The sequence below is a fragment of the Pseudomonas sp. MAG002Y genome, assembly GCF_019400845.1.
GTDB classification, from domain to species: Bacteria; Pseudomonadota; Gammaproteobacteria; order Pseudomonadales; family Pseudomonadaceae; genus Chryseomonas; species Chryseomonas luteola.
This window is the reverse complement of the sequence record NZ_WOEJ01000002.1, coordinates 398,103-411,774: the sequence shown is the minus strand read 5'-3', so window position 1 is coordinate 411,774 and position 13,672 is coordinate 398,103. Positions and strand designations below refer to the sequence as shown.

Here is a 13,672-nt window from a genome sequence, read left to right as displayed (position 1 = left end):
CCTGTGCAACAATTTGGTGAGCGACGATCACCAAGGCAGCGCCGGATACCCTTTATTCCTGACAGCTACGTTAGGAATGCTCAAGGCTCCAGACCAATTCCTCGCAGGATAACCGCCGTCACCGTCTGTACAGCCTGCTCGAATTGCCGATCACTCAAGGCCGTATGACCGTTGATTAGGTCGATCTGATAATTGAAGTCTGCATAGTGCTGAGTCGAGGCCCAGATCATGTAGAGCAGATAAGCCGGCTCTACCGGCAGGATACGTTTGTCATCCACCCACTGCTTGATCTTGGCCTGCTTGAGTCTGGCCCACTCCATCAGGTGTTCATCCAGAGCGGCCCCCAGCAGCGGTGCACCATGCATGATTTCGTTGGCCCAGATCTTTGAGCCATAGGGACGCGTACGGGAGTGGTTCATCTTGGCGCGGATATAGCTCGCCAGCACTACCCGGGGGTCATCGAACTGCTCGAAACAGATGGCATCCTGTTTCCAGAGTTCCAGTAATCCGAGCACCACCTCACGGTACAGGTCATCCTTGGTCGAGAAGTAATAATGCAGGTTCGACCGCGGCAGCTCTGCTTCCTGGGCAATATCGCCCATGGAAGCAGCACCAAACCCTTTCTCGGCAAACACCTTTTCGGCAGCCAGCAATATCTTCTGCGTATTCCTGCGGCGGATCTCGATCTTGTGATTAGCCATGGCATTTCCGATACGAGCAGTAAACGCCAAGGCTACTCCAAGGTCTGTCGCGAACCTAGAGCGACTCAGGCGCCCTTTTCTTCATCCTTGAACTGATCTTCGATGTACGTGATCTTCGTCTTGCCATGGGGAGTCGGATTACCCTCCTCGTCCAGGTTGACGAAGACGATCTTGTCGATGGTCAGAATGCTCTTGCGGGTAATCTTGTTGCGGACTTCACAGCGCAGGGTAATGGAGCTGCGGCCAAATTCAGTAGCCGTGATCCCTAGCTCGATGATGTCACCGATACGCGATGCGCTGACAAAATTGATCTCGGAAATATATTTGGTGACGACCCGCTGGTTGCCCAACTGAACGATGGCATAAATCGCAGCCTCTTCGTCTATCCACTTCAGCAGGCTGCCGCCAAACAGAGTGTTGTTGGCGTTCAGATCCTCGGGCTTTACCCACTTGCGTGTATGGAAATTCATGTCGTCTCCTTGAGTAATAGCGGTACACAAGCTTAACCCCTTCCGCCGGTTAGAGAAGCCACCGAAGCGGTCGTTCCTCTCTATGCAGTCAATTACTGATCATCATGAATCCGGTACACCTACAAAGCCTGGGGATTGCCCGCTATACTTCGAGCCCATGGCGATTTTCAAATCGCCACCCGCCATCCTACCGAGGGGCGCTGCAGCAGGGTTTCCCTGTCAGGCTCGGGGGAGCGTAGCCGCAGGCCTGGCCTGCACACGCATCAACGGCGCCCATTCGCATTTACAGCTGTCCTGCAGCGGCACGTTATCGCCGGGGCAGCCAACAACTTCGAACGAATGGAGAGCTTAATGAGCGCTGTTATCACGCCTGCCGGTTTCAACGACTACAAGGTTGCCGACATTTCCCTGGCTGACTGGGGCCGCCGCGAAATCATCATCGCCGAGTCCGAAATGCCTGCCCTGATGGCCCTGCGTCGCAAGTACGCCGGCGAGCAACCGCTCAAGGGTGCCAAGATCCTGGGCTGCATCCACATGACCATCCAGACTGCCGTGCTGATCGAAACACTGGTCGCGCTGGGCGCTGAAGTGCGTTGGTCCTCCTGCAACATCTTCTCTACCCAGGATCAGGCCGCTGCCGCCATTGCCGCTGCCGGTATTCCGGTCTTTGCCTGGAAAGGTGAAACCGAAGAAGAATACGAGTGGTGCATCGAGCAGACCATCCTGAAAGATGGCCAGCCCTGGGATGCCAACATGGTCCTGGACGATGGTGGCGACCTGACCCAGATCCTACATGATAAGTACCCGCAGGCCCTGGAAAAGATTCACGGCGTTACTGAAGAAACCACCACTGGTGTACATCGCCTGCAGGACATGCTGAAGAAAGGCACCCTGAAGATCCCGGCGATCAACGTCAATGACTCCGTTACCAAGAGCAAGAACGACAACAAGTACGGCTGCCGTCACAGCCTGAACGACGCCATCAAGCGCGCCACCGACCACCTGCTCTCCGGCAAGCAGGCGCTGGTTGTCGGCTATGGCGACGTAGGCAAGGGTTCTGCTGCCTCCCTACGCCAGGAAGGCATGATCGTGAAAGTGTCCGAAGTCGACCCGATCTGTGCCATGCAGGCCTGCATGGACGGCTATGAAGTCGTTTCGCCCTACAAGAATGGTCAGAACGATGGCACCGAAGCCTGCGTTGATGCCGACCTGCTGGGCAAGATCGACCTGATCGTCACCACCACCGGCAACGCCAACGTCTGCGACGCCAATATGCTGAAAAAGCTGAAGAAGCGCGCCGTGGTGTGCAACATCGGCCATTTCGACAATGAAATCGATACAGCTTTCATGCGCAAGAACTGGGGCTGGGAAGAAGTGAAGCCGCAGGTTCACAAGATTCACCGCACCGGTAAGGACATCGATCCGGCCAACGATGATTATCTAATCCTGCTGGCCGAAGGTCGCCTGGTCAACCTGGGCAACGCGACCGGCCACCCAAGCCGCATCATGGACGGCTCCTTTGCCAACCAGGTTCTGGCGCAGATGCACCTGTTCAATGAAAAGTTCGCCGACCTTCCTGTAGTCGAAAAGACCAAGAACGTCACGGTTATGGTTCTGCCCAAGAAGCTGGACGAAGAAGTGGCGCTGGAAATGGTCAAGGGCTTCGGCGGTGTCGTGACACGTCTGACCAAAGAACAGGCGGACTACATCGGCGTTGAGCAGGACGGCCCGTTCAAGCCGGAAACCTATCGCTACTAAGCGGTAGGCATCAATCGACACGGAGAAGGTCTTCCCCTTCTCCTCGGCAGTTCAGGACAACACCGCCCAAGCGGCGGTGTTTCTTGAGGAAGCGCCAATGCGCTCCAGGGATTACCCATGACTCGTACCACACCCAACGTCAGTTTCGAGTTCTTCCCGACGAAGACCGAAGCCGGCCACGAAAAATTGCTCAATACTGCTCGCCAGCTGGCCGGCTACTCCCCAGAATTCTTCTCCTGCACTTATGGTGCTGGCGGCTCGACCCGGGACCGTACCCTCAATACCGTTCTTCAGCTCGACAGCGAGATTCGGATTCCTACAGCGCCCCATCTCTCCTGCGTAGGCGACTCCAAGGCCGAATTACGGGACCTGCTGATTCGCTACCGTGAAGCGGGCATCACGCGTATTGTGGCACTGCGCGGTGATCTTCCTTCCGGCATGGGAATTTCCGGCGGCGAACTGCGTTACGCCAACGAGTTGGTCAGCTTTATCCGCGAAGAAACCGGTGATCATTTTCACATTGAAGTTGCCGCTTATCCGGAAGTTCATCCCCAGGCACGCAACTTCGAAGCCGATCTCGCCAATTTTGTTCGCAAAATCAAGGCTGGAGCCAACGGCGCGATCACACAATACTTTTTTAATGCCGACAGCTACTTTCATTTTGTCGACAGAGCGTGCAAGCTAGGCGCAGACGTACCCATCATTCCTGGCATCATGCCGATTACCAACTACAGCAGCCTGGCTCGCTTTTCCGAAGCCTGTGGCGCCGAAATCCCACGCTGGATTCGCAAGCAGTTGGAAGCGTATGCTGACGATGTCAAAAGCATTCAGGCGTTTGGCCAGGAAATCGTGACAGACATGTGTGAACGCTTGCTGGCCGGCGGAGCGCCTGCCCTGCACTTCTACACATTGAATCAGGCTGAACCCAGCCTGGCCATTTGGAATAACCTTGGCTTTAAAAGCTGAACATCATCGCCTGGAGCCATTTTCCAGCCTTCCACCCAGCGCAGGGCGGTAGCGTGTGGAGAAGACGAACACATTATTGTCGTCAGTTTCAGGCGAAACCGCGCCCCAACGTCGGCGGGACGCCGACTTAGTAGACAGGAACCCCGCATGTCCTTCACTTCCCTCGGTCTCTCCGAGGCCCTATCCCGCGCAGTAAACGACGCGGGTTATGTCAACCCGACTCCCGTTCAACAACGGGCCATTCCCGCTGTACTGCAAGGCCGTGACCTGATGGTTGCCGCCCAGACCGGTACTGGCAAGACGGGTGGATTCGCCCTCCCCGTTCTCGAGCGGCTCTTTCCGAACGGACAACCTGACGGCAAAAAAGCCGGTCCGCGCCAAGCCCGTGTGTTGGTATTGACGCCTACCCGGGAGCTGGCCGCCCAAGTGCATGATAGTTTCAAGATCTATGCACGCGACCTTCCCATGCGTAGCACCTGCATCTTTGGTGGTGTTGGCATGAAGCCCCAGGTCACTGCGCTCTCCAAGGGCCTTGACGTCCTGGTAGCGTGCCCTGGTCGTCTTCTGGACCTTGCCGGTCAGAATAACGTCGATCTGTCAGCCATCGAGATTCTCGTGCTGGACGAAGCTGACCGCATGCTCGACATGGGCTTCATTCACGACGTGAAGAAGGTTCTCGCCCTGCTTCCCAAAGAACGGCAGAACCTGCTGTTTTCGGCAACGTTCTCCAAAGACATTACCGATTTGGCCGACAAGCTCCTGCGTAATCCCGAGCGCATCCAGGTCACGCCGCCAAACACCACGGTCGAACGTATCGAGCAGCGTGTCTTCCGTATTGCCGCTGCCCAGAAACGCGCCTTGCTGGCTCATCTGATTACTCTTGGCGCCTGGGAACAAGTGCTGGTCTTCACACGGACCAAGCACGGTGCCAACCGCCTGGCCGAATACCTGAACAAGAACGGCCTTCCGGCTGCGCCTATCCATGGAAACAAGAGCCAGAACGCACGTACCAAAGCGCTGGCCGATTTCAAGGACAATTCCATTCGCGTGCTCGTAGCAACCGATATTGCCGCTCGCGGTCTGGACATCGACCAGCTTCCCCATGTCGTCAACTTCGAGTTGCCGAACGTGGAGGAAGATTACGTACACCGCATCGGCCGTACAGGTCGTGCCGGTCGTAGCGGCGAAGCCATATCCCTTGTGTCTCCCGACGAGGAGAAACTGCTGCGCGCCATCGAGCGCCTGACCAAGCAGAACATCCCTGACGGTGACATGCAGGGCTTTGACCCTGCCAGCGCACCGGTTGAGAAAGTGGAAGCGCGTGAGCCACGCGAGCCCCGTCGCCAGGCACGACAGCCACGTGCACCCCGCAAAGAGCAGCCTGCAAGAGCAGCGGAAGGTGAAGTTTCTGCTGAACACGCAGCACCACAGCACGAGGAGCGGCAGGCACGCCAGCCACGTCGTGGCCGCCAGCAGAGCCAGAGTCAGGGTCAGGACCAGGCACGCGCCGGTAGAAACAAGCCACGCCAGGAGCGCAGCGGCGAGCGCCAGCCACAGCAGACAACTCAGAGCCCCCAGAACCGCGATCCGGAAGAGTTTCTAGATGACGATTTCGATAACTTTGGTAACCGGGTCGATTATGTCAGCCCTTATCAAGGCAAGAATCGCCGTAATGGTGGTCCGCGTCGTCCAGGTCAAGGGCAACCGCCGCGTACCCATAGCCAAGGCGCAGCGACTTCAGGCGCTACGGCTCAAGCACGCCCGCCCCGTCCTAGACAAGGTGCGGCCAATGCTAGCAACGCGCCTGCAACCGACAGTCGTGGCCCAGCTCAGAACAAGCGTCGTAACAAGCCGGCCGGACAACGTCCCCGTCAGGAGAATCGTCCTTACCAGCCACGCGAACCCCGTGAGCCGCGTCCCGCTATGACAGAGGAGCGTGCACCCAGCAAGCCGCAACCTCGCATTCTGCACAAGCCTTCTCGTGCAGACCGCATGCTGACGCCTGAGCAACTGGATTCGCTCCAGGTTCGTCCAAAGGCTGAAAAGCCTGCCTTGCTGACACGTAATCGCTCGGCTGACGCTGACGCTTGATGCGTTTTCCCTCCCGCGCAGGCTGGAGGGAAAAATAGGCATAAAAAAAGCCGACTCAATCGAGTCGGCTTTTTCATGTCTGCCTTACTAGCGCTTTGATGTGATTGCGGGCGTCGCACTGACGTTGTTATCCGTCGTACGCTCCAACCAGCCACCGCCTAACGCCTTGTACAGCGTCACACTGCTGCTGAGCTGATTAAGGCGGTCTGCGAGCAGCTGCTCCTGAGCCGAATATAAGGATCGCTGCGCATCAAGCACAGTCAGGTAGTTATCGATGCCCTGACGGTAACGCTTCTCAGCCAGATCGTAATACTCCTGACTTGCCGTCACCAGATCACGCTGGGCCTGAAGCTGGTCATCATAAGTTCCCTGTGCAGCTAGAGAATCAGACACTTCCCGGAAGGCTGTCTGGATGGCTTTCTCATACGCAGCGATATTGATGTCCTTCTGGATCTTGGCCGCATCAAGGCTTGCCTTCAGACTACCGGCGGTAAAGATCGGGATATTGATGCTGGGCGCGAACGTCCAGTATCCCGAATGGGCATCAAACAAGCCAGAAAGCTCCCGGCTACCCGTTCCACCCTGGGCGGTCAGGCTGATGCTTGGGAAGAACGCTGCCCTGGCGGCTCCGATATTGGCATTGGCTGCCTTAAGGTTAAGCTCGGCCTGCAAAACATCCGGACGGCGCTGCAACAGCTGCGACGGCAAGCCAGCTGGCAGCTTGGCCAGCAGGTCATTGTCATCCAGGCTCTTGCCGGCCGGTAGATCGGTCGGCAAGGGCGCGCCCAACAGCAACCCCAGCGCATTGCGATCCTGCGCCTCCTGACGAGTGTACTGCGCAAGACTCGCCCGAGCGCCTTCCAGCGCCGTACGGGACTGACGTAGATCCAGACCGCTACCCACCCCATTATCCAGCAGACGCTTGGTCAGATCGAATGAGCGCTGATAAGCGTCCAGTGTATCGCGGGTAAGCTGGAGCAATTTCTGATCGGTTTTCCAAGTGAAGTAGGCGTTGGCCACTTCGGAAATCAGGCTGATCTGCGTACTGCGCCGCGCCTCAACGGTTGCAAAATAACTTTGCAAGGCCTGCTCGTTCAAACTACGCAACCGACCGAATAGATCCAGCTCATAGGCCGACATGCCAAGCGTTACCGTGTATTGGCTGTTGATCGAGCCGCTACGAGAGCTTCCCGCGCCAGCCTGACCAGTGCTTTGCAGCAACTCCTGGATCGCCGCTGCCGAGCTCATGTCTGCTGGCGTACGCGTCCGCGAACCATTGGCATTGACGCCAATGGTCGGGAACAGCTCTGCACGCTGGATACGATACTGCGCCTGATACAGGCGAACATTCAGAGCCGCCTGCCGCAGATCACGGTTGTTATCCAGAGCGACTTGAATCAGACGCTGCAATTGCGGATCGCTATAGAACTCACGCCAGCCAATATCGGCCGTGTATTCCGAACCACTGCTGGTTGGATTGCCTTTGTACGCCTCGCCTTGCGGCCAAGCGTTTTCCACAGGCGATGCAGGCCGCTCGTAGTCGGGAATCAGGGTGCAGCCCGAAAGCAGCACTGCACCTATTGCGATGGATAAAAGAGACTTCTTCATACTCAATGTCTTCCCTCGGCGCCTGATTCCTGATCACGTGAAGCCTTGTCCTTGAACAGACTGCTGACCACGACGTAGAACATGGGAATCCAGAAGATCGCCAAAACGGTTGCGGTTACCATCCCGCCAATCACGCCCGTACCAACCGCATGCTGACTACCGGAGCTGGCACCATTGGAGATGGCCAGCGGAACCACGCCCAAGATAAAGGCCATGGACGTCATGATAATCGGGCGTAGACGCATCCGTGCGGCTTCTACGGCGGCATCGACGATGCTCTTGCCGCCCTCGTGCAACTCCTTGGCAAACTCCACGATCAGAATCGCGTTCTTGGCTGACAAACCAATGGTGGTTAGCAGGCCCACCTGGAAGAACACGTCGTTTGCCAAACCTCGGAAGTAGGTAGCCAGGAGCGCACCGATCACGCCCAGCGGTACTACCAGAATGACCGCAATCGGGATCGACCAGCTCTCATACAGTGCTGCCAGGCAGAGGAAGACCACTACCAGGGACAAGGCATACAAGGCAGGTGCCTGCGAACCTGAAAGTCGTTCTTCATACGACATGCCGGTCCAGGCAATACCAACGCCCTGCGGTAGCTCCTTGGCCATATTCTCGATTTCGGTCATGGCATCGCCCGTACTGTAACCAGGCGCAGGAGAGCCCTGGATCTCGACAGACGAGATACCGTTATAACGCTCGAGCTTGGGTGAGCCGTAGACCCACTCGCCATGGGCAAAAGCCGATACCGGCACCATCTCGCCATTGCTGTTACGTACGTACCACTTGCTCAGATCTTCCGGATTCATCCGTGAATCGGCTTCGCCCTGTATATACACACGCTTTACGCGGCCTCTGTCGATGAAGTCATTGACGTAACTGGAGGCCCAGGCAATTGACAAGGTCTGGTTGATATCGGTCTGGGACAGACCTAGCGCACGGGCCTTTTCATCGTCGATGATCAGCTTGTACTGCGCTTCGTCATTCAAACCATTGGGGCGAGTCTGAGTCAGCTTCGGATTCTGTGCCGCCATGCCCAGCAATTGATTACGCGCCTCCATCAACTTCTCATGGCCAAGGCCGGAGTTGTCCTGAAGATAGAAGTCGAAACCGGTAGCGTTACCCAGCTCAAGTACCGCTGGCGGAACGATGGCAAAGATCATGGCATCCTTGATCTGCGACAGATAACCCATGGCGCGTCCGGCTACAGCACTGGCGCGGTCCTTGGCATCCGGACGATCTTCCCAAGGCTTGAGCTGAACGAATGCAAGGCCGGAGCTCTGACCACGACCGGCAAAGCTGAAGCCGTTGACCGTAAACATGGAGCTGACTGCCGACGGCTCGTTCTTCATCATCATTTCGCGCATCTGATCCAGCGCAACCTGGGTACGTGCCGCAGACGATCCGGTTGGTGTGGTTACCTGCACGAAAATTACGCCCTGGTCTTCCTCAGGCAGGAAGGATGATGCAATGCGGGTAAACATGAACGCCATGCCAGCCAGAATGACGACATATACCAGCAGGAACGGTACCTTGTGACGGATAACAGTAGCGACGCTGCGCTCATAACGGTTGACGCCACTGTCGAACTTGCGGTTGAACCAGCCAAAGAAGCCGCGCTTCTCGTGATGGTTCTTGTCGACCGGCTTGAGGATCGTGGCACACAGCGCTGGCGTCAGGATCAAAGCAACCAGCACCGATAGGGCCATAGCGGAAACAATGGTAATCGAGAACTGCCGGTAGATCACCCCGGTCGAGCCGCCAAAGAAGGCCATCGGCACGAATACCGCTGACAGCACCAGAGCGATACCCACCAGCGCGCCCTGGATCTGATCCATGGACTTGCGGGTCGCTTCCTTGGGACTTAGCCCCTCTTCCGCCATGACCCGTTCGACGTTTTCCACCACAACGATGGCATCGTCCACGAGCAGACCAATCGCCAGCACCATCCCGAACATGGTCAGGATATTGATGGTAAAGCCTGACGCGAACAGGATACCGAACGTACCCAGCAGAACGACCGGAACTGCAATAGTCGGGATCAAAGTGGCTCGGAAGTTCTGCAGGAACAGATACATCACGAGGAATACGAGCAGAATCGCCTCGCCCAGTGTCTTGACCACCTCATGAATGGAGGCAGTTACAACAGGCGTGGTGTCATATGGGTACACCACTTCCATGCCTTCAGGCATGAACGGCTTGAGTTGCTCGATGGTCGCACGAACGGCCTTGGACGTGTCCAGAAGGTTGGCCCCGGTCGCCAGACGCAGCGCCATACCCGACGCAGGCTTGCCGTTGAACTGGGCGTCGATCGAATAGTTTTCACCGCCCAGCTCGATACGTGCGACGTCACGCAGCCGCACCTGGGAACCATCGGGATTGACCTTCAGGAAAATGTTACCGAACTGCTCTGGGGTTTCCAGACGGGTACGGCCAATGATCGTAGCGGTGAGTTGCTGGTTTTCAACGGCAGGCAAACCGCCCAGCGAGCCCGAAGCCAACTGGACGTTCTGGCTCTGAATGGCATTGGAAACATCTCCGGGAATTAACTGATATTTATTCAGCTTGGCCGGATCCAGCCAAATACGCATGGCGTACTGCGAGCCGAAGACCTGGAAATCACCTACACCCGGGGTCCGCGCGATGGGGTCACGCATGTTGGACACGATGTAGTTGGACAGATCCTCACGAGTCAGGGAGTCGTTGTTTGACACCAGACCCACTACCAGCATGAAGTTACGCTGATACTTGGCCACCCGAAGGCCCTGCTGCTGCACCTCCTGAGGCAGAAGCGGTGTCGCCAGCTGCAGCTTGTTCTGTACCTGAACCTGCGCAATGTCCGGGTCCGTGCCTTGGTTAAAGGTCACGATAATGGTCATGCTGCCATCGGAGTTGGACTCCGAGGAGAGATAACGCAAGTTGTCGATCCCGTTCATCTGCTGTTCGATGACCTGGACGACTGTATCCTGAACGGTCTGTGCCGACGCGCCGGGATAGCTCACCTGGATCGAAACAGCCGGTGCCGCGATGTTTGGGTACTGGTTGATCGGTAGGTTAAGAATGGCGAGACCGCCCGCCAGCATGATCACCAGGGCAAGTACCCAGGCGAAAATGGGGCGGTCAATAAAGAATCTTGACATCGACAGCGGCTCCCTTATTGCTGCTTGTCGGCACTATCCTGCTGAGCAGGTTGTGCCGAATCGCCAGGCCCAGCCACATTGGTGGCCGGCTTGGTCGTAACCGAAGCACCCGGGCGAATACGCTGCAGGTTTTCCGTAATCAATTGGTCGCCCGCCTTCAGGCCATCGGAGATCAGCCAGTTGGTGCCGATCGTACGCTCGGTCTTCACGGTACGCTGCTCAACCTTGTTGTCCGGCGTAACAACCATCGCTACGGCGTTACCTCTCAGGTCGCGCGAGATGCCCTGCTGTGGCGCCAGGATAGCCGTCTGACGGACTCCTTCCTGCAGTTGCGCACGCACGAACATGCCTGGCAGCAACAACCGGTCAGGGTTGGGAAACTCTGCACGAATGGTAACCGAGCCGGTTCCCTGATCCACTGACACCTCAGAGAACTGCAGCTTGCCCAGATGCTTGTATTCGGAACCGTCTTCCAGCATCAGCTTCACCTGGGCGGCATCCTCACCCGCCCGCTTGATCAGACCGCTGTCCAGCTCACGTCGCAGACGCAGCATCTCGGTACTGGACTGCGTCACGTCCACATAAATGGGATCAAGCTGGTTGATGATGGCCAAGGCAGTCGCCTGATCAGCAGTAACCAGAGCACCTTCTGTCACCAGTGAACGACTGATCTGTCCCGAAATCGGCGCCGTCACCTTGGTATAGGCTAAATTGATCTCAGCAGTACGCAGATCAGCCTTGGCAGTCTCTACCTGGGCTTCGTTCTGCTTGAGAGTCGCCTGGGCGTCATCCGCTTCCTGGCGGCTGATCGCTTCGTCCTTTACCAAGGCAGCATAGCGCTGGGCCTTGAGCCGGTTGGACGCCATGGTCGCCTGCGCCTGTGCCAAAGTGGCCTTGGCTGCATTCAGGTTGGCCTGATAGGTGCGAGGATCGATCTGATAGAGCTGCTGGCCAGCCTTGACCTCAGAACCTTCCTTGAAGTAACGCTTCTGGAGAATACCACCGACCTGAGGCCTGACTTCCGCTACACGGAATGCCGAGGTCCGGCCAGGTAATTCAGTCGTCAGGGTAACCGGCTGTTCCTTGAGCGTAACCACACCCACTTCAACCGCTTGTGGCTGCTGTTGCTGAGCCTGCTGATCCTGATCCTGCTTACCGCATCCATTGAGCGTCAGCGTCGCCAGCAATAAAACCGGGACAAAATAAGCATGCGCCGACTTGATGTGCATATCGGAGTCCTTGAACAAAACCTTTGAATAGGGTGCTAGGCAACGCGACGCTATGCGGCCGCATCATTCTTGGCAGATTCTTGTGATCGCCCAATATACTTACGTACATGGTTGTTTGTAAACAGGAACAAGTCGCCTGCGGGGACTTATCCAAGCGATTGAAAAAACCATTTGGCATCTTGCTCCTGAGCTTTCAACAGACTCGCATTCGATGTGATGCGTTTCATGGTTAACAGGCTAGAGCACTGCTGAACTTGGTTATTTAGCCTAGACAGTGTGCAGAAGTTATGAAGATTTAAAGGCTATTATCACGTTTGTTAGACTAGGCCCATAAAAAAAGCGCAGCCCTTGCGGAACTGCGCTTTGTGTATCGAAATATTTAGTTACTGGCGTACACCTTCCAGTGACAGGGTCAACTCAACCTCTTGCGAAGCCGGACCCAGGTCACGTTGGATGTTGAAATCCTTGAGCTTGAGCTTGGTCGAGCCTTCAAATCCGGCGCGGTAGCCACCCCACGGGTCATTGCCCTGCCCCATCAGCTTGGCCTTGATCACGACAGGCTTGGTCACGCCGTTGAGCGTCAGATTGCCTTCGATGTCAGCTGCATTATCACCTGTCGGCGTCACCTTGGTGGACTCGAAGGTTGCCGTCGGATGCGCTGATACGTTCAGGAAGTCGGCGCTGCGTAAATGCTTGTCACGTTCGGCATGGTTGGTGTCGACGCTATCGGTCTTGATCGTAACCTTCACCTTGTCTGCAGACGGATTTTTTTCGTCATAGGTGAAATTGCCATCAAAATCCTTGAATGTCCCATAGAGCCAGCTGTAGCCCAGGTGCTGAATACGGAACTGGATAAAGGCATGCTGCCCTTCCTTGTCGATCTTGTAATCGGCGGCCGTGGCGTGGCCGGCGGTCAACAGTGCAGTTCCCAATGCCAGAGCAGCGAAGCTTTTCTTCAACATCATGATGTCTCCCTTCTGAAATAGGTCACGTCATGCCCGGCGTCGGCCGAACATGCGTAACAATGTGGCATCGCGGTCGATAAAGTGGTGCTTGAGCGCGGCAAGTACATGCAGCCCGCTCAGAATGATCAACGTCCAGGCCAACCAGAGATGAATCGCCCCAGCCCAATCAGCCTGATCACGCAACCCACTGACGGTAGCCGGCACATTGAACCAGCCAAATACGTTGATCGGTTGGCCTTCAGCCGTCGAGATGAAATAACCGGCGACCATAACGCCCAACATGAGTGCATACAGCGCCAGATGGCCAAACGTGGCAGCCAATTGAGTCGTTCGGCTTCCTTCGATGGCAGGCGGCCGACTGACGAAACGCCAGACGATACGCATGAGCAGAGCAATCAGCAGAAGAATGCCGATGCCCTTGTGAATCTCGGGTGCTCGGTGATACCAGGGACTGTAGTAATCAAGCCCCCGCATCCACAGTCCAAGCCAAAAGAGGGCAACGATGGCGATCGCCATCACCCAATGCAGGGTTACGCTGACAAGCCCATAGCGATGCGGATCGTTACGCCAATTCATCATGAATCTCCTTGTTCATGCTGCTAGCAAGCCTAGCGATAAACGTATCGAAATGAAGCGGAAAAAGTTGCTTTAATCGATCGTTTTATTAGATAGAACAAGATGACAACTCTGGCTGAACGGAAAACGTAGGTGCTAGAGGGGTAAGGCTAGAAGACCGCCCGGCAG

Annotated in this window: 10 protein-coding genes and 1 riboswitch; of the genes, 3 read left to right on the top strand and 7 right to left on the bottom strand. The window is 56.4% G+C overall.

Annotated elements, in window-relative coordinates:
* Positions 1-80 precede the first annotated feature (80 nt).
* Entirely contained in the window at positions 81-701 is a 621-nt protein-coding gene (locus tag GM154_RS04815; RefSeq protein WP_219651208.1) for a TetR/AcrR family transcriptional regulator, read from the bottom strand.
* A 65-nt stretch (positions 702-766) separates the two neighbouring features.
* Complete coding sequence (locus GM154_RS04810; protein ID WP_010795573.1) at positions 767-1,171, bottom strand: acyl-CoA thioesterase; 405 nt, start codon at positions 1,169-1,171, stop codon at positions 767-769.
* Positions 1,172-1,357: 186 nt separating this feature from the next.
* A riboswitch (S-adenosyl-L-homocysteine riboswitch) is annotated at positions 1,358-1,453 on the top strand.
* Between the two features lie 69 nt (positions 1,454-1,522).
* Here GM154_RS04810 and ahcY point away from each other — a divergent pair.
* The 3 genes from ahcY to GM154_RS04795 all read left to right on the top strand — a co-directional run bounded on the left by ahcY (position 1,523) and on the right by GM154_RS04795 (position 5,986).
* A complete protein-coding gene (gene ahcY / locus GM154_RS04805) occupies positions 1,523-2,929 on the top strand; it encodes an adenosylhomocysteinase (protein WP_010795574.1) in 1,407 nt (468 codons plus the stop codon).
* Positions 2,930-3,046: 117 nt separating this feature from the next.
* On the top strand, positions 3,047-3,895 hold the full coding sequence (metF, locus tag GM154_RS04800; RefSeq protein ID WP_010795575.1) for a methylenetetrahydrofolate reductase [NAD(P)H]: 849 nt from the start codon (positions 3,047-3,049) through the stop codon (positions 3,893-3,895).
* A gap of 147 nt (positions 3,896-4,042) precedes the next feature.
* Positions 4,043-5,986 (top strand): DEAD/DEAH box helicase, encoded by a 1,944-nt coding sequence (locus GM154_RS04795; protein ID WP_219651148.1) that lies wholly within the window; start codon positions 4,043-4,045, stop codon positions 5,984-5,986.
* An 87-nt stretch (positions 5,987-6,073) separates the two neighbouring features.
* Here GM154_RS04795 and adeC read toward each other — a convergent pair whose 3' ends face one another.
* The 5 genes from adeC to GM154_RS04770 all read right to left on the bottom strand — a co-directional run bounded on the left by adeC (position 6,074) and on the right by GM154_RS04770 (position 13,504).
* A complete protein-coding gene (gene adeC, locus GM154_RS04790; protein ID WP_074822423.1) occupies positions 6,074-7,594 on the bottom strand; it encodes an AdeC/AdeK/OprM family multidrug efflux complex outer membrane factor in 1,521 nt (506 codons plus the stop codon).
* A 2-nt stretch (positions 7,595-7,596) separates the two neighbouring features.
* Positions 7,597-10,734, bottom strand: coding sequence for an efflux RND transporter permease subunit (locus GM154_RS04785; protein WP_219651147.1), 3,138 nt, complete (start codon positions 10,732-10,734; stop codon positions 7,597-7,599).
* A 14-nt stretch (positions 10,735-10,748) separates the two neighbouring features.
* Positions 10,749-11,963, bottom strand: a complete 1,215-nt coding sequence (locus GM154_RS04780; RefSeq protein WP_219651146.1) for an efflux RND transporter periplasmic adaptor subunit — start codon at positions 11,961-11,963, stop codon at positions 10,749-10,751.
* Between the two features lie 383 nt (positions 11,964-12,346).
* Positions 12,347-12,925 (bottom strand): YceI family protein, encoded by a 579-nt coding sequence (locus GM154_RS04775; RefSeq protein ID WP_219651207.1) that lies wholly within the window; start codon positions 12,923-12,925, stop codon positions 12,347-12,349.
* 30 nt (positions 12,926-12,955) lie between these two features.
* Positions 12,956-13,504 (bottom strand): cytochrome b, encoded by a 549-nt coding sequence (locus tag GM154_RS04770; RefSeq protein ID WP_074822414.1) that lies wholly within the window; start codon positions 13,502-13,504, stop codon positions 12,956-12,958.
* Positions 13,505-13,672 lie beyond the last annotated feature (168 nt).